Genomic DNA, 21982 nt, shown 5'->3' with positions numbered 1-21982 from the left:
ACGACGGATGAGAATAGAGAAAAACTATAGTCTGCTCAAACATAACACCTTTGGAATTGATGCTAAGTGTCACCGTTTTGTTGAATACGAGACGGTGGAAGAAGCACAACGGGTGACAGAGATGTTGGCTGCCGATGAACCTCTGCTGATAGTAGGTGAGGGGAGCAACCTGCTTCTTACGGGTGATTTCCAAGGTACTGTTGTCCATTCTGCCATCAAAGGAATAGAATCCGCATTGACTGCCAATGGCGATATTCTCTTAAAAGCCGGAAGTGGCGAGACGTGGGACGATGTGGTGGCTTGCTGTGTGGAAAACGGGTGGCAGGGTGCAGAGAACTTGTCGTTGATACCTGGCGAGGTGGGTGCGTCGGCCGTGCAAAATATTGGTGCTTATGGTGCAGAAGTAAAAGACTTGATTACCGAAGTTGAGGCTGTGGAAATAGCTACTGGTCGAATCAGTACGTTCAGCAGGGAGTCATGTGCTTACGGATATCGTGATAGCAAGTTTAAACATGAATGGAAGAATCACTATCTGATCACACATGTGACCTATCGTTTAAGGACAGTGGGTGCTCCTTTAAATGTGGCTTATGGAAACATTCAGGCTGAATTAGATAAACGCGGAATTGCTGAGCCGACACTTAAACAGTTGCGCGAGGTAATCATCGCTATTCGTCGGGAAAAATTGCCAGATCCCAAGGTAGAAGGCAATGCCGGCAGCTTTTTTATGAACCCTGTCGTTGATAGGGAAGTTTTCGAATCATTACAGCATCAGTATCCCGATATGCCACATTATAATATAGATGAGGCACACGAGAAAGTGCCAGCAGGCTGGCTGATCGATCAATGCGGCTGGAAAGGACGTACAGTAGGACGCGCAGGTGTTCATGCCAAACAAGCGTTGGTGTTGGTGAACCGTGGTGGCGCCACTGGCGAGGAAATAGTACAGTTGTGTAACGCTATCTGTCAGGATGTCAAATCGAAGTTTGGTATATTGATCAGCCCAGAGGTAAATATCATTTAATGACGAAATAATGCGCATGAAGATAACTTTTCTTGGAACAGGAACATCGTGTGGCGTGCCAGTCATCGGATGTCAGTGTGAGGTTTGTCAGAGTACCAATCCCAAGGATAAACGCATGCGTTGTTCTATACTTGTGGAGACGGAAACCACACGTCTGTTGGTTGACTGTGGTCCTGATTTCCGTATGCAGATTTTGCCGCAGCCATTCCGCAGGATTGATGGCATTCTGATAACTCATTCGCACTATGACCACATTGGAGGTTTGGATGATATCCGCCCCTATTGCCAGTTTGGCGAAATGAATGTTTACGCTGACGGCATCTCTCGCAAGAATTTGTTGCAAATGTTACCATATTGTTTTGCTGAGCACCGCTATCCAGGAGTCCCTGCCATCGGACTTCACGAGATCAAGGCGGGAGAGGCAATGAAGATTGGTGACATCGATATACTGCCCATACGGGTGATGCATGGCCAATTACCAATCCTTGGCTATCGATTCGGTAAGTTTGCATACATCACTGATATGAAGACTATTGAGTCCGAGCAAGCAGAGCTACTTAGAGGAGTTGATGTGCTGGTTGTCAATGCCTTGCGTTTCGATCGGCCTCACCATTCTCATCAGTTAGTAGATGATGCGATTGCCTTTGCCCGCAGTGTGGGTGCCAAGCAGACGTATCTTGTTCACATGTGTCATGATGTGGGTCTGCATGAAGAAGTGAACCGGCGGCTGCCCGATGATATTAAGTTGGCTTACGACGGTCAGATTCTAAATATTGTTTAAGTGACATAATGGATTATTAACCCAATAAACTCAGAGATTATGATTGTATATATATTAATTATCGCTTTGCTGATGCTTGTTGGCATTGTTGCTTGGATGGAAATGAGAGCATATCGTCTTCGTTCTGAAGTTGATAAAATGAATACGTTGGTAAACAATATAAATAGCTATGCCTTTTTGATAAACGATAAGTTTGAGGTCGAAGAAACCAATTATTATGCGTTGAATCCTGGTTTTAAGAAAGCCCAACCTAACTTGTTGGGTAATGTGCTACGTTGTAAGGTCGGTTGTGACAGTGGTTCCTGCGGTTCAGACATGTCTTGTAAGAACTGCCCGGTGCGCTTTGTTATTTCAAAGGCTTTCGACCGCAGAGAAGATATTCATGACTTAGAGGTAGGAATGGAAATCTATGATGGACACAAGCCGAAATGTGTTGAAGACGTTGATTTGTGTGTAGGAGGAAGATATATCAATAAAGATGGTAAACCACGGATGGTTTTGAACGTGAAAAATGTGTCGGAGTCGAAACGGCTGCTACGTAGGTACATAGATCAGAACTTGAAGGCAGAGGTTGATCCGTCTATACCTAAACTGCTTTTCGCAACACAAAATGTCGCGCGCTATAATGAATTGCGTGAGCTGATGATAGACCGTTGTCGTGTTGTTTATGCAGAAACATCTGAGCAAGTGCTTAATAGAGTGGGTGGCACTAATAAGGACTTTGGTTATAGTGTTGTGTTACTTGATGCCTCATTTGCCCATTCGCATCACATTGTGGATGAAATCAACCCGCATATTGTTGTCATCAAACTGATGCCTGTGAACGAAATACAAACAGAGGGTAGGCTGATTACACTGCCTGACTCTGTGAAGTTTACAGAACTGAAAAACAAACTGATGAGCTATTTTGAGTAGCTCATCAGTTTGTTTATTTATTCCTAAATAGATTGCGCAACCCCCTAAAATGGTTTGTTAGCTTGCGTACAGTCATAACCCCATCGAAGGCCATGAGACCGTAGGAGATGGCGCTTGAGATGCGGTCGTTGATGCTTGCGTTTTCTTCTTTGAGGTTGATGTATTGCCAAGTGAGACGCATTTCTTTCTCATCGGCTTTGAAGCTCTCTGCCAATTGTGCCTTGCGCAACTCAATGTCATCGAGTGAGTTGAACTCTCGTATAGGTCTTTTTCGTACCATAAGTGTAAGCTCCTTTCCTGTTTAATCTTTCTCCAAAAGCAGTCTGGTTAGGAATCTGACAATCGGTCGTTCGAAGAACACCTTTCTGCCCAAATAGACAATAACCATCATGATTAGGTAGATACCTGCCAGCGTTAGCGATGCTTGGATGATGCCATAGGTGTTGGCAATCCAATAAGCAGCGCCAACAGATAGAGATAAAATCATGCCTGCTGTCAAAAACAACATAATCAATGCTAAGATAGCAGCTGAAATTAACTTGACGCTCTTGGCAATTACAATCAGTTTCGTGTACTCTACACGAAGCCCTAGATAGTGCGCAAAGACATCAAGGAGATGTGTCAGCGCATCTATATTCTTGTCACTTGATAACATATATTCAGAATAAGCGTAAATGACTATTCTGTGGCGTTTTCCAAATCATTGACGAGATCACCGACCTCTTTGCGATTCAACTTAATATTGTGCTTGCTCAAAAATTCTTCAAGTGTTTCCGAAATCTTTTCGCGAGTTTCGCTGCCTTTAGCGGGAGCAGCCAGCATTCCAATGGCAGCACCAGCAACCGCTCCGCACAGGAATGCGCCAAAATAACCAAATCCTTTCATAGTGTTTTGTTGTTTTGTTATAAATAATAATATTCTTTGTGAGGCAAAAATATAAATAATAATCAAAAGAACCTAAAAATAGTTGCCATTTTTTGTTAAAAACGCTATATTTATACCCATTTAACAAAGTTTATGCACCGAATTGTCTTATTTTTCATTGATAATTTGTAATTTCGCACAAAATATTTTTAAAAGAACACATTAATTTTAGATTATGAAAAAGTACTTCGTATTCTGTGCAGGCCTTTGCGTGGCCATGATGATGACAAGTTGTAAGTCAAGTGAGAGCGCTTATAAAAAAGCTTATGAGAAGGCTCAGGCTCAGGCTGCTATGCAGCAGGATCAGCAGGTGACTCCAGTGCAGCAGGTAACAGAGACTCCTGTTGTTACGCCTGTTGTCACTCGTCCTGCCACACAGACTCAGGTTGTGGACAATGTTGATAACGTAGCTGTACGTCAGGAGAGCGTGACTTTGGTTAGTGGTGCTGGTCTGAAGAACTTCAGTGTCGTTGTTGGCTCGTTTACTGTTGTGGCTAATGCAGAGAGAGAGCAGCAGAACTTGAAGAACAATGGCTATGCAGCACAGATTGTAAAGAACGAGACTCCAAGTCGTGTGATGTATCGTGTTGTAGCTTCAACCTTCGATAGCAAGATTGATGCTGTGACAAGCCGCGATCAGTTGCGTGCTAAATATCCCGATGCCTGGTTGTTGTTCAACACGAAATAAAAGCATTGGCTCGAATACTTTCTATTGACTACGGTCAAAAGAGAACAGGTCTGGCAGTCACTGATCCTCTGCAGCTGATAGCTGGAGGATTGGCGACTGTCGCTACTTCTGAACTGTTTGATTGGTTGAAAGACTATATCTCTCGTGAGGAGGTTGAACGTATTGTTATCGGAGAGCCCAAGCAGATGAATGGGCAAGCCAGTGAAAATATGGCACGTATTCAGCAGTTTGTGAATCGCTGGAAGAAGGCCATGCCTCAGGTTCCCATTGAATATTTCGATGAACGATTCACATCGGTGTTGGCTCATCAGGCTATGTTGGATGGCGGCTTGAGAAAGAAAGCACGTCAGAACAAAGCCTTGGTAGATGAAATATCAGCCACGATTATTCTGGAAGACTACATGCGTTCGCAAAAAAAGTATTAATTAATAAAATAATATCTGAATGATTCTACCTATTTATATATATGGTCAACCTGTACTGCGTAAGGTGACAGAAGATATTACCCCAGATTATCCTGGATTGAAGCAGTTGATTGCAGATATGTGGGAGACGTTGGCAGATTCTGAAGGTATAGGTTTGGCAGCGCCTCAGGTGGGAAAAGATATCCGTTTGGCTGTGATTGACTTAGATCCTCTGTCGGATGATATGCCCGAATACAAGGGTTTTAAACGTGTTTACATCAATCCACATATCATCGAATACGATGAAACAAAGATGGAGTCGCTCGAAGAGGGGTGCTTGTCGCTGCCTGCCATCCATGAGAAGGTGACTCGTCCTACGCGTATTCGCGTGCAGTGGATGGACGAAGATTTCCAACCTCACGATGAGTGGGTGGAAGGCTATCTGACACGTGTGATGCAGCATGAATTCGACCATTTGGATGGAAAGATGTTTGTTGACAGAGTATCACCTCTTCGCAAGCAGCTTATCAAGAGCAAGTTGAAGGCGCTCATACAAGGCCGCTATCGTTGCGGATACAAGACAAAGCCTGTAAGAAAATGAATTTCGAAGAAAACGAAATAGTGGGAAATGGGCTGCGTAAGTTCTTTACGTGGCTTTCTCTCGTTATTTCGTTTTCTTTTTTTTCTCAAACCAAGTGTTTTGCTCAGTTCAATACAGACCGTCTGATAGCAATTGGAAGATCGGCACTCTATTACGAAGATTACGTCCTTTCGATGCAGTATTTTAATCAGGCGATAGTGGCAAAGCCTTATCTCTACGAGCCATGGTTCTTTCGTGGCGTAGCAAAATACTATCTCGATGATTTCAGTGGTGCAGAGGCCGACTGCTCAGAGGCTATTCAGCGCAACCCCTACGTGGTAAGTATCTATGAGTTGCGCGGACTAACCCGTATTCAGCAAAAGAAGTATGCCGACGCCGCTGCAGACTATTCGCAAGCGCTAAAGTATAATCCGGAGAATAAGGGCTTGTGGCATAACAGAGTGCTCTGCCATATACAGAATGAGGATTTCAATGAAGCCTTGGCAGAATTGGATACTATCCAGCAGCGATGGAGCAATTATGCGCAGGCATATTCCATGCGCGCCGATGTCTATATGCAGATGAAGGACACGACGCAGGCCATTGCAGCACTTGAGAAAAGTATGGAGATTGATCCTTACGACGGACATACCTGGGCTGCAATGAGCATTATCTCGCTGTCGCGCGAAGACTGGAAAAAAGCCGAAGAACAGTTGGATGAAGCCATCCGACTGATGCCCAAGCATGCCGGTTGTCTTATCAATCGCGCTCTGGTGCGTTTCAACAGAAAGAACCTTCGTGGTGCCATGGCCGACTATGACATGGCACTCGACTTAGACCCCAACAACTTTTTGGGTCACTATAACCGAGGCCTGCTGCGTGCTCAGGTTGGTGATGACAATAGAGCAATCACCGATTTCGACTTCGTCTTGAAGTTGGAACCTGACAATATGATGGCGCTTTTCAATAGAGCAGTCCTGTTAGACAAGACAGGCGACTTGAGAGCAGCCATACGGGACTATTCGAAGGTGATTGAAGAATATCCAAATTTCTGGACAGGACTCGAGTTCAGAGCCTCATGTTATAGAAGACTCGGAATGACGAAAGAAGCCGAGAAAGATGAGTTTACGGTTTATAAGGCCCAACTTTATAAACACCTTTATGGCAAACAACCAAGACTGGATCCGCAGAAGCTCCGTAAGCGTAGCGATTCCGACCCCGAGAAATACAACCAGTTGGTGGTCGAAGATGCCCAGGAGTTGGAACATGAATATCAGAACAACTATCGTGGCAAGGTGCAGAACCGCAAGGTGGAGATGGGGTTTCAGCCCATGTTTGCATTGTCCTTTTCAGAGCATCGTGGCGAGTTGAACGCAGCGCCACATTTCGATAGGCAGGTAGAAGAGTTCAATCGGCAGAGCAGTCGTCAGCTTTTCATCAGCAATAGTCAAGAGGTGATGGACGCACAGCGATCGTCTTCTTATTTCTCGTATATTGACTCGTTAAGCGTTGCCATTGACCAGTCGCACGACACGCAGTTGGCAGTCAGGAACCTGTTGCTGCGTGCCATAGCTTATTCTGCCATACAGAACTACGAAGGGGCCATCGAAGATCTCTCCACCTACCTTCATATAGACTCCACATCAGTGCTGGCCTTGTGGCAGCGTGCTGTATGTCAGTCGCGTATCAATCAGTTTCAGGCTTCAGAAGGCACGAATACAGAGTTGAAGAATGCCAATGTGCTGGCCGACTTCAATCACGCTTTGGCACTTAGCCCGCAGAATGCCTACCTGTTGTATGACCGTGGCAACCAGCATGCACAGCGAAAGGCCTACGAATCGGCTATTGCAGACTTTACTGCAGCCATAGCAATAGATCCCAACATGGCCGAGGCATATTACAACCGTGGGCTTTGTCTTATCTACCATCAACGGGTAGAAGAAGGCATCCGCGATTTGAGCAAAGCAGGAGAGCTGGGCTTATATACTGCATATAGTATCATTAAAAAATATAGTAAGTAGTAAAGTAATTATGAGAAAACTCTTTTTGGCTTCATTATGCCTGATGCACTTCACGCTGATGAAAGCCGATGGGAAACTGACAGGCCATCCTATAGGTACGCCTTATTCAGTGGATTATTCTAATGGACAGAGGTCGACGACGGTCAACACCTATGCGATGGCGTTCGATGGGAAGCTTGACACCTATTTCGCATCGTATGACCGAAGTTACACATGGGCCGGACTCGACTTGGGAGAGCCCTATGTGATTACCCGCGTGGGATGGTCGCCTCGCAACGATAGTCATGGTGAGGCGCGTGTGGTGCTGGGCGTTTTCGAAGGTGCCAATAGTGCCGACTTTATGGATGCCCTACCTATATATATTATATCGGAACGAGGAACCATCGGACTTTTTTCCTATGCCGATGTGAATTGCAGTCGTGGTTTCCGCTATGTGCGCTATGTAGGCCCGTCGGACGCCAGGTGCAACATTGCAGAACTGGAGTTCTATGGACATAAAGGAGTCGGAGACGACAGTCATCTCTATCAGCTGACCAACCTGCCAACAGTCAGTATTCATACGCAGAACAATGAGATTCCTTATGATAAGGAACACCAGATTGTGTCGCAACTGACCATCATCTCTGACGGTGGCACCACACTTCTCTCTGAACCTGGCACCACGCGTGAACGCGGAAATGCGTCAAGAAGTTTTCCCAAGAAACCCTATCGCATCAAGTTCGATAAAAAGCAGCGCGTGCTTGACGCACCTGCCAAGGCTAAGAAGTGGACGTTGATCAATAACTACGGCGACAAGTCGCTGATGAGAAACCTCCTTGCCTTCGAGCTAAGTAAACGCCTCGGGATGAGCTATACACCTTTTGGCACTGCCGTCGATGTGTTGTTGAACGGCGAATACAAAGGCTGCTATCAGCTGTGCGACCAGATAGAAATCAACAAAAATCGAGTCAATATTACCGAGATGACGCCTCAGGACAACAGTGGGACGGCACTGACTGGTGGCTATCTGGTAGAGATAGACGCCTATGCTGCTGATGAAGACTCGTGGTTCTATTCCCAATACGGACTTCCTGTCACCATCAAATCGCCCGATTCCGACAGTATTACGACTGCGCAGAGAGACTATATCGAAGGACGTTTCAATCAGATGGAGTCTAACACGGCACGCTATCTTGACAAAGAATCCTTCTTGCGCCATTTCCTGGTGGGCGAACTGTCTGGCAACACAGATACCTATTGGAGCGTCTATATGTATAAAAACCGCAATGAAAGCCTGTTCTATACAGGTCCGGTGTGGGATTTCGACTTGGCTTTCGACAATGATAATCGTACTTATCCCGTCAACTCGTTGACCGATTATGTATATCGCACGAAGGGCAGTTGCGCAGGCACCATGAGGTCTTTTGTTGATAAGATCGTGATTAACGATGCCCCTTCTATCCAGAAAATGCTCGAAATATGGGACGATGCCCGGCAGAAAGGACTCAACGAAGACCATCTGGTGGCGTTTGTTGACTCTATGGAAGAGGTGCTGCAAGCATCGCAGAGGCTAAACTTTCTGCGTTGGCCCATACTCAACGAGTATGTTCATCAAAATCCTATGGTCTGGGGAAGTTATCGGTCAGAGGTCGATGTGGTCCGCCAGTATCTGATGAAACGCATCGGCTGGATGGACAAGCGACTTAACTATGTGTTTGTGCCCAAACCAAATGGCATTGCAGAAACAGACGCAACCGGCCGTCAGCCATGTCGCATATACAATCTTTCTGGAACATATTGCGGTCACGACCTGGAGTCCCTGCCACAAGGAATCTATGTCGTGATACAAGGAAAGACCGTGAAAAAGGTATGCAAGAATTAGGCTGTTTCAAATTATTGTGCTAACTTTGCAGGCGATTTAAACTTAAACATATATTGTAAATATGATCAACATTACTTTTCCGGACGGATCTGTTCGCTCGTATGAGCAGGGCGTAACCGGACTACAGATTGCCGAGAGTATTTCGCCGGCTCTGGCACGCAGCGTTTTGGCCTGCGGCGTAAACGGCGAAACGGTAGAGTTGAACCGTCCTATCAACGAGGACGCGCAGATCGAGCTCTATAAGTGGGACGACGAGCAGGGTAAGCACACCTTCTGGCACACCTCTGCCCACCTGCTGGCTGAAGCACTCCAGGAGTTGTATCCTGGCATTCAGTTTGGCTTTGGTCCTGCCGTAGAGAGCGGCTTCTTCTATGATGTGCTGCTGCCCAACGGCGAGAGCATCAAGGAGAGCGATTTCGCTACCATTGAGAATAAGATGCGTGAACTGGCCTCAAAGAAGGAGCCTGTCGTTCGCAAGGAAGTGGCCAAGGCCGATGCGCTGAAGCAATTTGCCGCCAATGGCCAGACCTATAAGTGCGAGCACATTGAGCAGGACCTCGAGGATGGAACCATCACCACCTATACACAGGGCAACTTCACCGATCTTTGCCGTGGACCTCACTTGATGGACACTGGCGAGATTAAGGCCATCAAACTGACCTCTGTTGCAGGCGCTTTCTGGCGTGGCGATGCTACTCGCGAGCAGATGCAGCGCCTCTATGGTATCTCGTTCCCCAAGAAAAAGATGCTCGACGAGTATCTCGTCATGTTGGAGGAAGCAAAGAAGCGCGACCATCGCAAGATTGGTAAGGAGATGGAACTCTTCATGTTCTCTGACAAAGTAGGTAAGGGACTTCCCATTTGGCTGCCAAAAGGCACCGACCTTCGTCTTCGTCTGCAGGAGCACCTGCGCAAAGTACAGAAGCGTTACGGCTATCAGGAAGTAATCACTCCACATATAGGTTCTAAGAATCTCTATGTCACTTCAGGTCACTGGGACCACTATGGCAAAGACTCCTTCCAGCCCATCAATACACCAGAAGAGGGCGAAGAGTATCTGTTGAAGCCCATGAACTGTCCTCACCACTGTGAGATCTTCGCTTGGAAGCCTCGTTCATACAAGGATCTGCCCCTGCGCATTGCCGAATTTGGCACTGTCTATCGCTATGAACAGAGTGGTGAGCTGCACGGTCTGACACGCGTACGTTCGTTCACTCAAGACGATGCTCACCTGTTCTGTCGTCCGGATCAGGTCAAGCAGGAGTTCCTGAACGTCATGGACATCATTAATGTCGTGCTCTCTGCCTTCGGTTTCAACTTCGAAGCACAGATCTCTTTGCGTGACCCCAACAACCATGAGAAGTATGTTGGCAGTGATGAAGACTGGGCATTGGCCGAGAAAGCTATCCAGGAAGCATGCGAAGAGAAGGGACTCCCCGCTAAGGTAGAATACGGCGAGGCCGCCTTCTATGGTCCTAAGCTCGACTTCATGATCAAGGATGCCATCGGTCGTCGCTGGCAGTTGGGCACCATCCAGGTGGACTACAACCTGCCTAAGCGTTTCCAGTTGGAATACACCGACGAGGACAACCAGAAGAAGACCCCTGTGATGATCCACCGCGCACCCTTCGGTTCGCTGGAGCGTTTCACCGCCGTGCTTATCGAACATACCAGCGGTCACTTCCCCTTGTGGCTGACACCCGACCAGGTTGTCGTGCTTCCTCTCTCAGAGAAGTACAACGATTACGCCAAGAAGGTGCTCGAACAGTTCAATCAGCAGGGCGTTCGTGGCAGTATTGACCTGCGCAATGAGAAGCTGGGCCGCAAGATTCGCGACAATGAGTTGAAACGCATCCCCTACATGGTCATTGTCGGCGAGAAAGAAGCTGCCGAGGGTCTCGTCTCTATGCGTCAACAGGGTGGTGGCGAACAGGCCACTATGACCATTCAGCAGTTCATCGATAAGATCAATGCTGAGGTCGCTGAGCAGACCAAGAACTTCTAAAGTTTTTACACTTTCATATCATCAAAGTGGCACTTTTCCAATGGAATGGTGCCACTTTTCTTGTCTTATAGTGCCACTTTTGTTTTGCAATAGTTAAGGTTTTGGTTTCATTCCAGCCCCTAGAAACGCTGTTTTTAGCCCCTGGAAAAGCCTTCTCCAGCGTCTAGATTGATTGCGTCCAGCCCCTGGAAATGCGCTTTCCAGGGGCTGAATGCAAAGCCGTTGGCTTACTGTTGCTCTGCAATGGTGCCATTTTCCTTACCTCAAACAGCCACTTTTGTGACGGCAAAGTGGTGCTATCCTCATGTTAAAATGGTGCTCTTCATGATGGAATGACTGATTTTTTCACGCAGAAAGTTTGCGCATTCCATAATTATATGCTATCTTTGCGCTCAGACATTACCTTTTTATTAACTTAAACTGAACAATTTATGGAAAAGTATGTATGCGACGTGTGTGGTTATGAATATGACCCCGCAGTGGGAGATCCCGACAACGGCATTGAGCCGGGTACGGCCTTTGAGAACCTTCCGGATGATTGGGTGTGCCCCGTTTGCGGGGTAGGAAAGGGCGATTTCAGTAAGGCCTAACCCCTTGTGAACTAAGTAAAATCATCGTCTGCCGAGCTTTGTCGAATAACAACTCGGCAGATTTTTTTTATAACTTTGCAACAATAGTTGCGAAATTACTCCGTCTCGGCATAAAAAAATAAATGGATTTATTTTGTACTGCGCTCGACTTTTCGTAACTTTTGATAAACAGTTAGTAATTTTCTTACTTTTTCAATGATTTCTTAAGAAAAAATACCCTAAAATGTTTTGCTAATTCGCTGAAATATTGTAACTTTGCAGCCGATTTGCAAAAATAGTTTGATGAAAATAGACAAGAAACAGAATCAGTACCGCATCAACGAACAGATTCGTGTACGTGAGGTCCGCATCGTAGGCGACAGCGGATCTATGGTTGTGCCAACAAGGCAGGCTTTGGATATGGCACGTGATGAGGGCGTTGACCTCGTTGAGATTTCACCCAATGCCAATCCGCCTGTTTGTCGTCTCATCGACTATTCAAAATTCCTCTACCAACAGAAAAAGCGAGCTAAGGAGATGAAAGCCAAGCAGGTGAAGGTGGAGGTGAAGGAGATTCGTTTCGGACCTCAGACAGATGAACACGACTACCAGTTCAAATTGAAGCATGCCAAGGAGTTCTTGGAAGAGGGAAACAAGGTGCGTGCATACGTGTTCTTCCGTGGTCGAAGCATCTTGTTCAAGGAGCAGGGCGAAGTCTTGTTGTTGCGTTTTGCCAACGACCTTGAGGAATTCGGTAAGGTAGAGTCAATGCCTTCACTCGAAGGAAAGAAAATGTTCATCTATCTGGCACCCAAAAAGGCAGGAGTGGCAAAGAAAAGCCAGCAGGCCCGCGACAGAGAGGCTGAAGCTTTAGAGTCAAAGAATGCTGCAAAGAAAGCCGATAGCGTTGCAGATGTTCAGACGCCCAGCAACGGAGGACTGTTTGCAAATGCCAAGATTAGTGCCGATGCACTGAAGAAACTGACTGAAGAAACAGATGCGTAACGCCCGGTATATGCGTTGCCATCAATTATTAATAACAATTTAAACAATAAAAAAATGCCAAAAGTAAAGACAAATTCCGGCGCAAAGAAGAGATTCTCATTCACCGGTACAGGTAAGGTTAAGAGACACCACGCTTACCACAGTCACATTCTGACTAAGAAGACTAAGAAGCAAAAGCGTAATCTGGTTGGTACAACTCTCGTTGACAACAGCAACATGAAGCAGGTTCGTGACCTGTTGTGTCTCCGTTAATTAACCTATTGTCTAACATTTAAAGAAAGAAAATTATGCCAAGATCAGTAAATCACGTTGCATCAAGAGCAAAACGTAAGAGAATTCTTAAGCTCACTCGCGGTTACTTTGGAGCCCGCAAGAATGTGTGGACAGTAGCAAAGAATACTTGGGAGAAAGGTCTGACCTACGCTTACCGTGACCGCCGCAATAAGAAGCGCAACTTCCGTGCATTGTGGATTCAGCGTATCAACGCTGCCGCTCGTCTGGAAGGTTTGAGCTATTCACAGCTGATGGGTGCTCTGCACAAAGCTGGCATCGAGATCAACCGTAAGGTTCTCGCTGACCTCGCTATGAACAACCCCGAGGCTTTCAAGGCTATTGTTGCCAAGGTGAAGTAAGAAGAGTAAAGCTGAAAAAAAGAGAAGAAACTCATTTGGGTTTCTTCTCTTTTTGTTTTTTTTATGTGGGTTAGAATTTCCACCACGGCTTTTTCTTTTTTGAGGGATCCTGCTCACTCTTGTAAGATGTCAACTGATTGCTTTTTATTTCCTCATTGATAATGTCGTCCCATGTCTTGTGCTGGCTAATCATGCGATAGATCGTACCCCAATCAGGCAGTCCGCCAAGGTTGCGATCGTCAATCCAGACATCAACTTTCAGCTTGCGGCTGAAATATTCATTGTTGCTTGTCGTTTCTTCTGGGTAATCTTTGTTCACAGCATAAAATTCAATGCCACGTTGGCGACACCAGTTGATGGCTTCTTCCAACAGTTTCCCTTCACGAACCGTCCACAGAATTAATCTGTGGCGGTCGTTTATCAGCATTTTTAGTGTGTCAATGGCAAACGGAATCTCTTCGCCAATTGCAGGATAGCGATGTTTAACGATGGTTCCGTCAAAATCTACAGCTATAATCATGGTTTATCTCTTGATTGAATTATCGTCTGGTTTGCCATATTGGCTGTCCGAATAGTTGGCATAAGTGCCATATGTACTGTAGTTAGCATAGTTGCTATAATGTCCATAGTGTGTGTAACGTCTGTATCTGCCATAGCCGTAATAGTAGCCATACTTCTTCTTAGACATGTCCACACCATTGATAACGATACACATGTTGGGCAGTTTGCCATCTCGGCTAAGCGCATTGATATTTCCGAATGCTGATTTTGGCGTGTAGTCGGCACGGCATACATAGACAGTAACATCCGCATATTTGCCGATTTGCAAAGTGTCTGTCACCAGGCCGACAGGAGCCGTATCAAGAATAATATAATCATATTCCTGCTTCAGCATGTCCATAATGATTTTCAAATTATCACGTGCCAACAACTCGGTGGGGTTAGGAGGTGTTGGGCCTGCCAGCAGAATATCAAGATTACGGTTAATGTGCGAGGGGAGAATCTGACTTTTAAGATCACTCTCGCTGATTGTCTGCTTGGTCAACAGCATTGTGATACCTCTCTCTCGGTCCTTGAAGTTAAAGAGGCGTCCTAAGGCAGGCTTTCGAATGTCGAGACCTAAAAGTATAACCTTTTTGCCTAACAGAGCGGTGCTGACAGCAAGGTTGGCCGCATTAAATGTCTTACCCTCGCCTGAGGTCGTTGATGTGAACATGATGACTTTTTGCCCTTCCTTCATCATGAAGTTGATATTGGTTCGCATCGCACGGAATATCTCGTCGGTCTGATTGTTCGTGTTCTCATGAACAACAATTCCTGCTGAGGTCTTAATAGACTCTGTTGCTACTGCAATGTCTGCTACTATAGGTAATGTGGTCAGTTTAACCACGTCATCATGAGCTTCAATCTTATAGCGCAGCAGTTGGAGAATATACAAGATAAGTAGGGGGATGGCGAAGCCAAAAAGCAAGGCAGCCAATAGTATAATAGACCCCTTAGGACTGACTTTTCCTCCAGAGGATGGTTCATCAATGAGGCGACCTTTGTCTGCGGTAGCGGCTAGTGAGATTGAGTTCTCTTCGCGCTTTTGCAGAAGCAGCAGGTAAAGGCCAGACATAACCTCTTGTTGGCGTCCAATCTGTGTGAGTACTCGTTCTTGTGTGGGGGTGCTCTCAACCTTATTCTGGAAGGTTTCGTATCGTTTCTGAATACCCATACGCTCGATGTCGGCAGAACGGCGCGCTTGAATCAAAGCGTCATCAATACTCTTCTGTAGCTGATCCAAGGTGTTGGTAAGCGTCATGACACTGGGCGCATTCTCGTTAGCCGAAGCCAGCAGGCGGTTGCGGTCCAGTACAACCTTGTTGTATTGGTTGATCAGCGATGACGATACACCATCAGTCAGGCCAACATTAGAAGGGATAATCTGGTATCTGTTGGCCTTCTTGTCCATATATTCACGTAGATAGTCGAGTAGCTGGATTTGTGTGTTGGCTTCAGACAACTGACCGTAGTAGAGGTTTGTCTGTGTCATGATTTGCGTAGCGTCTAACTTGAGTTGTACCAAGTTGTTGTTACGCTTATATTGTTCCAACTCACTTTCGGTGATGCCAAGTTCTGAATTTATTTTTTCCAGACGCTTGTTGATGAATGACTCGGTCTTGTATGCAATCTCATTTTTGTCGGCATTTGCCTGTCTGTTGTAGCAGATTGCAAGTTGAGTTAAATAGTCAGAGGCACGTTCGGGAATCTCATCATTGATGGTAAGTTCAGCAATAGATGTTACCTTCGATGTCGGAGTGACGTTTAGCTTTCCTGCATATAATGAGGCTACTCGTGAAGGCGAACTGATGGTGACATACATTATATAGTCATTGTTCTCGTTTGTGTCTTGATTGGCTTCGGCTGTTTTGCCCCGGCTGAGCATTTTTGCTTCCCGTTCTTTCTGCTCTGTTAGCGGATTCTTAGTGAAGGTCAGCGTACCATAAGACGTGTTGAAGGAAACCGGCATCGTCTTGAAGGAACCAGAAAATTCTCCCATCATGTCTTCTACGTGATAGGTGTTGGCTTTCTTTTCCAGTTTCAAGCTAATACTGCCATGGGTGTTGTCGAGTCTGTTCAGACTTTCCGGATCCAGATCTACATTGATAGGTTGATTCTTGTAGGCTAATGTCTTCTTGATGTGGCCATCATGACGATATTCTGTATAGAGCTTCAAATCCTTTACAACTTCGCGGGCCAATAGGCTTGAATGCAGAATTTCAATCTCATTCTCAAAACCGGCAGTGTTTGAAATGATTCCAAGGTCTTGCATGTTAGCTAGTACCTGTCCATTGGTGCGACGACTGTTGTTTTCGTCTTTTATCAGCATCTTGACAGACATCTGATAAACGGGGGTCTTATAGCGTAGATAAATCGATGCACCGCAGACACATATGAATATTGATAGCAAGAACCACTGCCAGTTGAGAACCAACATAGTAATGATGGTTCCAATATTGAAGGAGGATTCTTCTTCCTGAGTTTGATCGAGAATGTTGTCAGCAATATTCTTCTTTTGGTTATCTTCCATATAAAATAAATTAATTAGGTATTAGTGATTCTTTAAGTTTTAATTCTGTTTGGCTAAATTTATGAGATATTGGCCGTATTCGTTCTTTTGCATGGGGTGTGCAATGGCAAGCAATTGTTCTGAAGTGATCCACCCCTTCTTGTAGGCAATCTCCTCAAGACATGCAACTTTCAGCCCTTGTCGCTTCTCGATGACCTCAATAAAGGTGCTTGCTTCCGACAAAGAGTCGTGAGTACCTGTATCTAGCCATGCAAAGCCACGCTGCAGTGTTTGCACCTTTAAGGCGTTTTGCTTTAGATATTCTTGGTTTACTGTCGTGATTTCAAGTTCGCCGCGGGCGCTGGGCTTGATGGTTTTGGCTATCTTGACTACACTGTTGGGGTAGAAGTATAAACCTACCACAGCATAGTTTGACTTAGGATGTTCGGGTTTCTCTTCTATGCTAAGACAATTGCCCTCTGCGTCAAACTCTGCTACACCGTAACGCTGAGGATCGTTTACGTTATATCCAAAGATTGTTGCCAGATTGCGTTTCTCAGCATTCTCAACGCTCTGCTTCAAGAGACCAGTGAATCCGGAGCCGTAAAAGATATTGTCTCCTAAGACCAGGCAAACGCAGTCATCTCCAATGAAATCTTCGCCAATAATGAATGCTTGGGCAAGTCCGTCAGGAGAAGGTTGCTCGGCATATTCAAAATGAACGCCCAAATCCTCACCATTACCCAGCAGACGCTTAAATCCTGGTAAATCATGTGGCGTTGAAATGATCAAGATGTCTTGAATGCCAGCAAGCATTAAAGCAGATATAGGATAGTATATCATTGGCTTGTCGAAGATGGGTATCAGTTGCTTACTAATACCTTTCGTGATTGGGTAGAGACGTGTACCACTACCTCCAGCAAGTACAATTCCTTTCATAATAGATTCATTTGTAACTAAATTAGCTTTGCAAAGATACGTTTTTTTTTTATATAAAGGTATCTTTTTCCTTAAAAACTTCATAAATTACAGAAAAAAGCGTATCTTTGCACACAATTTATTTCGGAAACTATGAACTTTTTAACAAAATTGTTTGGCCGTAAGGCACAAGAAACGGAAGCGAGAATTGGTGGCATGGAAGACTTTATGACGCTGATTCGCGTATATTTTCAAGCAGCAATAGCTGCAGATCTCGGTATTTCTAATTTAGCAGCTTTACCTGACTTGCGCGTTTTTAAAACCACTCTTAAAGTTCCGACTCAGGGGGGTAAGCTGGGTGTTGCAGAAAAGTCACGATGTAAGAGAATCTTGAAGGACATGTATCAGATGGACGATTTGTTCTTTAAAGAAATAGATCAGAGTATTCGCCGTCGTTGTAAGAAAATACAAGACGTACAGACTTACTTGCTGCAATTCCAAGCATTTGTTCAGGATGTCATGATGTTGACAGGCAATTTGATGAAAGTTAAACTTCGTCTTCCCAGTTTCTTTAAGAAGGCCTTGTATGCGATGACAGAAAAGACTGTTCATGAGATCTTTACAAAAAATGATTATACGGACGCCGGTGTCATCAAAACAGTCCTTTCTGTTCGCGAGTATAATAAGCGTTTAGGCTTCTCTGAAAAATGGGTGACAGATTTCGTCTATCGTGTTGTGATGCTTGCAAAGAAAGAGAAAAATCCCCAAAATACAGATAAATAATTAATAAATATTAAAAAGTTGCTATAAAAGTTATTAATTAAGCGTTTTTTTTCTACCTTTGTAAGTAGATAATTTTTGTCATGAATCAGAACGAGAAGGTTTTAGCGAACTTCCAGACTCGCGTAAGGCAGTTGATTCTCCGCTTTCAAGAATTAAAGAAGGAAAACGGAGAATTGTATGCCATGGTGGAGCAGAGGGATGCTGAAATCGGTTCCTTGAAGGAGCAAATGGCTCAACAAGAACATGACTACCAATCGTTGAAGATGGCTAAGATGATGGAAATAACAAGCGGCGACCTGGATGGCGCCAAGGTTAGAATTGCCAATCTGATACGAGATGTTAATAAGTGCATTGCTGTTCTTAGCGGTGAAAAGTAATGACGGAAGCGATGGCAGAAGGAAGTAAAGAGAAACTTAATATAACGTTGCACGTGTACGATGAGGATATTCATGCTACGATTGATCGTGCAGATGAAGAATTCTATCGTGCGGCTGCAAAGTTAATCTCAGAGCGATATGGTGCTTATGCACAGGTTTTCGCCGGTATTAAAAGCGATCATACGATTGCCTTGATGACTTTGGTGGAAATTGCTCTACGATATGAAAAGGAATTAGGTAATAATGATACCGTTCCTTATCGGGATATTCTCTCACAACTGACTTCTGAGATTGAAGAGGTCATCAAGTGAGAGAATATTAACTTTACATAATTATTATATGGAGACATCTATTGTGATTTTTATTGCTGTTGTTGCGTTGGCTGCTGGCGTGGCAATAGGATATTTCATCTTTCTAAAAGTAGTTAAGGGGAAGGCGCAACAAATTATTGGCGCTGCTCAGAAAGATGCTGAAGTGATTAAAGAAAAGAAATTGCTGGAGGTGAAAGAAAAGTTCCTCAACAAGAAGAGTGAACTTGAAAAAGAGGTTCAGCAGCGTAATCAGCATATCCAACAGAGTGAAAACAAACTGAAGCAAAGAGAGATATCTCTTAATCAGCGTCAGGAAGAGTTGGGGCGCCGTAAGAACGATTTGGACAACCAAATGCAGCGTATTGAAAACGAAAAGAGATCTCTGGCCATCAAACAAGAAGAGCTTGATAAGATGCAGCAGAAAGAGCGTGAAAAGCTCGAAGAACTGTCTGGCTTGAGTGCTGAGGAGGCTAAGAACAGATTGGTGGAAGCCATGAAGGACGAAGCTCGTACGGATGCTGCAGCTTATGTCAACGAGATTATGGATGAGGCGAAGCTTAACGCTAACGCTCAGGCCAAGAAGATTGTTATTCAGACCATTCAGCGTGTTGCCACTGAGACTGCAGTTGAGAACTCTGTGTCGGTGTTTCATATTGATAATGACGAAGTTAAAGGTCGTATTATCGGACGTGAGGGTCGTAATATTCGTGCTCTCGAAGCTGCTTGCGGTGTTGAAATCGTTGTCGATGACACTCCTGAGGCTATTGTTATCTCGGCCTTTGATCCCGTACGTCGTGAAACCTGCCGTTTGGCTCTCCACCAGTTGGTAAGTGATGGACGTATTCATCCTGCACGTATTGAGGAGGTGGTGACCAAGGTGAAGAAGCAGTTGGATAATGAGATTATCGAAACAGGTAAGCGCACGGCTATTGATCTTGGTATCCATGGCTTGCATCCTGAATTGGTACGTATCATAGGAAAGATGAAATATCGTTCGAGCTATGGTCAGAACCTCTTGCAGCATGCTCGTGAGACGGCCAACCTTTGTGCGGTTATGGCATCAGAACTTGGTTTGAATCCTAAGAAGGCTAAGCGAGCCGGACTTCTGCATGATATTGGTAAGGTGCCCGATGAGGAGAGTGAGATGCCACACGCACTCTATGGTGCTAAGATTGCTGAGAAGTATAAGGAGAAGCCCGATATCTGCAATGCCATTGGTGCCCACCACGATGAGATGGAGATGCAGACGTTGTTAGCTCCTATTGTTCAGGTTTGTGATGCCATCAGTGGTGCGCGTCCTGGCGCCCGCCGCGAAATTGTTGAAGCTTACATTAAGCGTTTGAACGATCTTGAGGCTATCGCAATGAGCTATCCTGGTGTGACTAAGACTTATGCTATTCAGGCTGGTCGCGAGCTGCGCGTAATCGTTGGTGCAGACAAGATGGATGATGCGGAAACAGAGGCGCTGAGCGGTGAGATTGCAACAAAGATACAGAATGAGATGACCTATCCCGGTCAGGTGAAGATAACGGTTATCCGTGAGACGCGTTCTGTAGCTTATGCTAAGTAAATAATTAGTTTATTCATATAAAAAGGAGCCTTAAGTTTCGACTTAAGGTTTCTTTTTTATGTACCATGGCATGTTTTTTGCTGGTACTTTTATAAAAAAGAGGAGGATTGTATTATGGCATTTATAGATTATTACAAAATTTTAGGTGTAGATAAGAATATCCCTCAAAAGGATGTGAAACGAGCCTACTTGAAACGTGCCAAGCAGTTTCATCCCGATCTTCATCCAGATGATCCAAAAGCAAAGGCAAAGTTTCAAGCACTGAACGAGGCTTACGATGTGATTGGTGATCCTGAGAAGCGCAAGAAGTACGACCAGTATGGTGCCCAGTGGAAAGAGGCTGACGCATATGGTGGTGGTAGTGGATTTGGCGGCTTCTCTGGTGCCGGCGGACGTGGACGCGATTCTTTCGATGGCTTTGATTTCTCTGCATTCTCCAATGGTCATGGTGGTTTCAGCTCGTTCTTCGACAGTCTTTTCCGCGGTGGTATGGGTAATATGGACAGTCGTGGTCGTCACACGCCTTCGGATACCCAAGCCTCGGTGTCTATAGATATGTACACAGCGCTTCTAGGCGGTGATGTCATTGTGGCAACGCAAGATGGCAGAAAGTTGAAACTAAAAATAAAGCCCGGCACGCAGCCAGGCTCTAAGGTTCGTTTGCGAGGTAAAGGAGCGAATGGCACAGATTTGATTATTACATACAATGTGACACTGCCCGCCAGTTTGTCTCTTCGTCAGCAGGAGTTGCTCAAACAGATGCAGCAAGGATAAACTGCTCGGCTCGCTGTAGATCTTCAGGCGTATCAATACCAACCGTTTCGACATCGGTCAGTCCAACCTTGATTCGATAACCGTTTTGTAACCAGCGCAACTGCTCCAAACTCTCTGCTAACTCTAGTGGGCTTTGGGGCAGTTTCGTTATTTCAGACAGCACTTCGCGACGATAGGCATAGAGTCCAATATGCTTGATGAATTGGAATTGCTTTATCCATTCATTTCTTTCTTTTCCTCTTATATATGGTATCACACTTCGGCTGAAGTACATGGCATAGCCGTTGACATCACAAATGATTTTGGGAGAATTAGGGTTCTCTACTGCTTCCATGTTTTCAAATGGCTTTCCTAATGTGGCGATCTGAGTTTGAGGATCGTCAAAGAGTTGTTTCACCGTTTCCAGCTGGCTCTTCTGGATGAAGGGTTCGTCGCCTTGTATATTGATGATGACGTCTGCATCTGTTTTGATCTTCTGTGCAGCCTCCTCAATGCGGTCAGTACCGCTTTTGTGATCCGCACGTGTCATGACAGCGCGTCCGCCAAACTGTTCGACAGCCCTGTATATGCGCTCATCGTCGGTAGCGACATACGCTTCGCCTAAGACGTTGACAACTTGTTCGTAAACTCTCTGAATAACTGTTTTTCCGCCCAAGATGGCAAGGGGCTTGCCAGGAAAACGAGTCGAGGCATAGCGGGCGGGAATAATACCAATAAACTTCATCTTTATATGTTTTTACGACGCAAAGATACTAAAAATTCATAATTCATAATTCATTATTAGTGAT

Annotated in this window: 25 protein-coding genes; 18 read left to right on the top strand and 7 right to left on the bottom strand. The window is 45.2% G+C overall.

The annotated features are described in order from the left end of the window. Positions 1-7 precede the first annotated feature (7 nt). From murB to L6472_RS09170, 3 genes are read left to right on the top strand one after another with little or no spacing between them, the layout of a single operon-like run. Positions 8-1024, top strand: coding sequence for a UDP-N-acetylmuramate dehydrogenase (gene murB / locus L6472_RS09180; RefSeq protein ID WP_237804382.1), 1017 nt, complete (start codon positions 8-10; stop codon positions 1022-1024). A 16-nt stretch (positions 1025-1040) separates the two neighbouring features. Further along, entirely contained in the window at positions 1041-1805 is a 765-nt protein-coding gene (locus tag L6472_RS09175) for an MBL fold metallo-hydrolase (protein WP_237804380.1), read from the top strand. A 39-nt stretch (positions 1806-1844) separates the two neighbouring features. After that, positions 1845-2720, top strand: coding sequence for a hypothetical protein (locus L6472_RS09170; RefSeq protein WP_237804378.1), 876 nt, complete (start codon positions 1845-1847; stop codon positions 2718-2720). A gap of 13 nt (positions 2721-2733) precedes the next feature. On the opposite strand, the gene L6472_RS09165 is transcribed toward L6472_RS09170, so the two are convergent. Genes L6472_RS09165 through L6472_RS09155 form a run of 3 tightly spaced genes read right to left on the bottom strand, consistent with a single transcriptional unit; the run spans position 2734 to position 3605 of the window. Further along, on the bottom strand, positions 2734-3000 hold the full coding sequence (locus L6472_RS09165) for a hypothetical protein (RefSeq protein ID WP_237804376.1): 267 nt from the start codon (positions 2998-3000) through the stop codon (positions 2734-2736). Between the two features lie 21 nt (positions 3001-3021). Further along, complete coding sequence (locus L6472_RS09160; RefSeq protein WP_237804374.1) at positions 3022-3375, bottom strand: phage holin family protein; 354 nt, start codon at positions 3373-3375, stop codon at positions 3022-3024. Between the two features lie 23 nt (positions 3376-3398). After that, entirely contained in the window at positions 3399-3605 is a 207-nt protein-coding gene (locus L6472_RS09155) for a YtxH domain-containing protein (RefSeq protein ID WP_237804372.1), read from the bottom strand. A gap of 214 nt (positions 3606-3819) precedes the next feature. Here L6472_RS09155 and L6472_RS09150 point away from each other — a divergent pair, with 214 nt between their 5' ends. The 10 genes from L6472_RS09150 (at position 3820) to rplT (ending at position 13409) form a co-directional block, all read left to right on the top strand. After that, positions 3820-4332: an SPOR domain-containing protein gene (locus L6472_RS09150; RefSeq protein WP_237804370.1), complete on the top strand. Its 513-nt coding sequence runs from the start codon at positions 3820-3822 to the stop codon at positions 4330-4332. 5 nt (positions 4333-4337) lie between these two features. After that, complete coding sequence (gene ruvX, locus L6472_RS09145; RefSeq protein ID WP_237804368.1) at positions 4338-4757, top strand: Holliday junction resolvase RuvX; 420 nt, start codon at positions 4338-4340, stop codon at positions 4755-4757. Between the two features lie 19 nt (positions 4758-4776). Next, the gene (gene def, locus L6472_RS09140) at positions 4777-5337 is read left to right on the top strand and encodes a peptide deformylase (protein ID WP_237804366.1); all 561 of its coding nucleotides are present in this window, start codon (positions 4777-4779) and stop codon (positions 5335-5337) included. Beyond that, positions 5334-7337, top strand: a complete 2004-nt coding sequence (locus L6472_RS09135; protein ID WP_237804364.1) for a tetratricopeptide repeat protein — start codon at positions 5334-5336, stop codon at positions 7335-7337. Before def ends, L6472_RS09135 begins: the two co-directional genes overlap by 4 nt. A gap of 10 nt (positions 7338-7347) precedes the next feature. Then, on the top strand, positions 7348-9198 hold the full coding sequence (locus L6472_RS09130) for a CotH kinase family protein (protein ID WP_237804362.1): 1851 nt from the start codon (positions 7348-7350) through the stop codon (positions 9196-9198). 61 nt (positions 9199-9259) lie between these two features. Further along, positions 9260-11203, top strand: a complete 1944-nt coding sequence (gene thrS / locus L6472_RS09125) for a threonine--tRNA ligase (RefSeq protein WP_237804360.1) — start codon at positions 9260-9262, stop codon at positions 11201-11203. 431 nt (positions 11204-11634) lie between these two features. Beyond that, entirely contained in the window at positions 11635-11793 is a 159-nt protein-coding gene (gene rd / locus L6472_RS09120; RefSeq protein ID WP_237804358.1) for a rubredoxin, read from the top strand. Between the two features lie 282 nt (positions 11794-12075). Beyond that, positions 12076-12777, top strand: coding sequence for a translation initiation factor IF-3 (gene infC / locus L6472_RS09115; protein WP_237804356.1), 702 nt, complete (start codon positions 12076-12078; stop codon positions 12775-12777). Between the two features lie 54 nt (positions 12778-12831). Further along, positions 12832-13029 carry a 50S ribosomal protein L35 gene (rpmI, locus tag L6472_RS09110; RefSeq protein WP_027450087.1) on the top strand — a complete coding sequence of 66 codons (198 nt, stop codon included), beginning with the start codon at positions 12832-12834 and terminating at the stop codon, positions 13027-13029. Positions 13030-13064: 35 nt separating this feature from the next. Beyond that, a complete protein-coding gene (rplT, locus tag L6472_RS09105) occupies positions 13065-13409 on the top strand; it encodes a 50S ribosomal protein L20 (RefSeq protein WP_237804354.1) in 345 nt (114 codons plus the stop codon). A 70-nt stretch (positions 13410-13479) separates the two neighbouring features. On the opposite strand, the gene L6472_RS09100 is transcribed toward rplT, so the two are convergent. The 3 genes from L6472_RS09100 to rfbA are packed head-to-tail and all read right to left on the bottom strand — an operon-like array spanning position 13480 to position 17400. Then, positions 13480-13929 carry a BT0820 family HAD-type phosphatase gene (locus L6472_RS09100; RefSeq protein ID WP_237804352.1) on the bottom strand — a complete coding sequence of 150 codons (450 nt, stop codon included), beginning with the start codon at positions 13927-13929 and terminating at the stop codon, positions 13480-13482. Between the two features lie 3 nt (positions 13930-13932). Continuing rightward, positions 13933-16482: a polysaccharide biosynthesis tyrosine autokinase gene (locus L6472_RS09095; RefSeq protein ID WP_237804350.1), complete on the bottom strand. Its 2550-nt coding sequence runs from the start codon at positions 16480-16482 to the stop codon at positions 13933-13935. A gap of 39 nt (positions 16483-16521) precedes the next feature. After that, positions 16522-17400: a glucose-1-phosphate thymidylyltransferase RfbA gene (rfbA, locus tag L6472_RS09090; RefSeq protein WP_237804348.1), complete on the bottom strand. Its 879-nt coding sequence runs from the start codon at positions 17398-17400 to the stop codon at positions 16522-16524. A 132-nt stretch (positions 17401-17532) separates the two neighbouring features. Here rfbA and L6472_RS09085 point away from each other — a divergent pair, with 132 nt between their 5' ends. From L6472_RS09085 to L6472_RS09065, 5 genes are all read left to right on the top strand, one after another. Continuing rightward, the gene (locus L6472_RS09085; protein ID WP_237804345.1) at positions 17533-18162 is read left to right on the top strand and encodes a hypothetical protein; all 630 of its coding nucleotides are present in this window, start codon (positions 17533-17535) and stop codon (positions 18160-18162) included. Between the two features lie 80 nt (positions 18163-18242). Beyond that, positions 18243-18539, top strand: a complete 297-nt coding sequence (locus L6472_RS09080) for a hypothetical protein (RefSeq protein ID WP_237804343.1) — start codon at positions 18243-18245, stop codon at positions 18537-18539. Further along, complete coding sequence (locus L6472_RS09075) at positions 18539-18850, top strand: cell division protein ZapA (protein WP_370640839.1); 312 nt, start codon at positions 18539-18541, stop codon at positions 18848-18850. The genes L6472_RS09080 and L6472_RS09075 overlap by 1 nt, the downstream gene beginning before the upstream one ends. A gap of 28 nt (positions 18851-18878) precedes the next feature. Beyond that, on the top strand, positions 18879-20420 hold the full coding sequence (gene rny / locus L6472_RS09070; protein ID WP_237804341.1) for a ribonuclease Y: 1542 nt from the start codon (positions 18879-18881) through the stop codon (positions 20418-20420). A 114-nt stretch (positions 20421-20534) separates the two neighbouring features. Beyond that, positions 20535-21194: a DnaJ domain-containing protein gene (locus L6472_RS09065; protein WP_237804339.1), complete on the top strand. Its 660-nt coding sequence runs from the start codon at positions 20535-20537 to the stop codon at positions 21192-21194. On the opposite strand, the gene kdsB is transcribed toward L6472_RS09065, so the two are convergent. Then, entirely contained in the window at positions 21172-21918 is a 747-nt protein-coding gene (gene kdsB, locus L6472_RS09060) for a 3-deoxy-manno-octulosonate cytidylyltransferase (RefSeq protein ID WP_237804337.1), read from the bottom strand. The two genes, L6472_RS09065 and kdsB, sit on opposite strands and share 23 nt — an antisense overlap. Between the last annotated feature and the right edge of the window lie 64 nt (positions 21919-21982).

Origin of the sequence: Prevotella sp. E13-17 (genome assembly GCF_022024035.1) — a bacterium.
Classification (GTDB): domain Bacteria; phylum Bacteroidota; class Bacteroidia; order Bacteroidales; family Bacteroidaceae; genus Prevotella.
The sequence above is the reverse complement of the archived record's forward strand: the minus strand, read 5'-3'. Positions and strand labels throughout refer to the sequence as shown.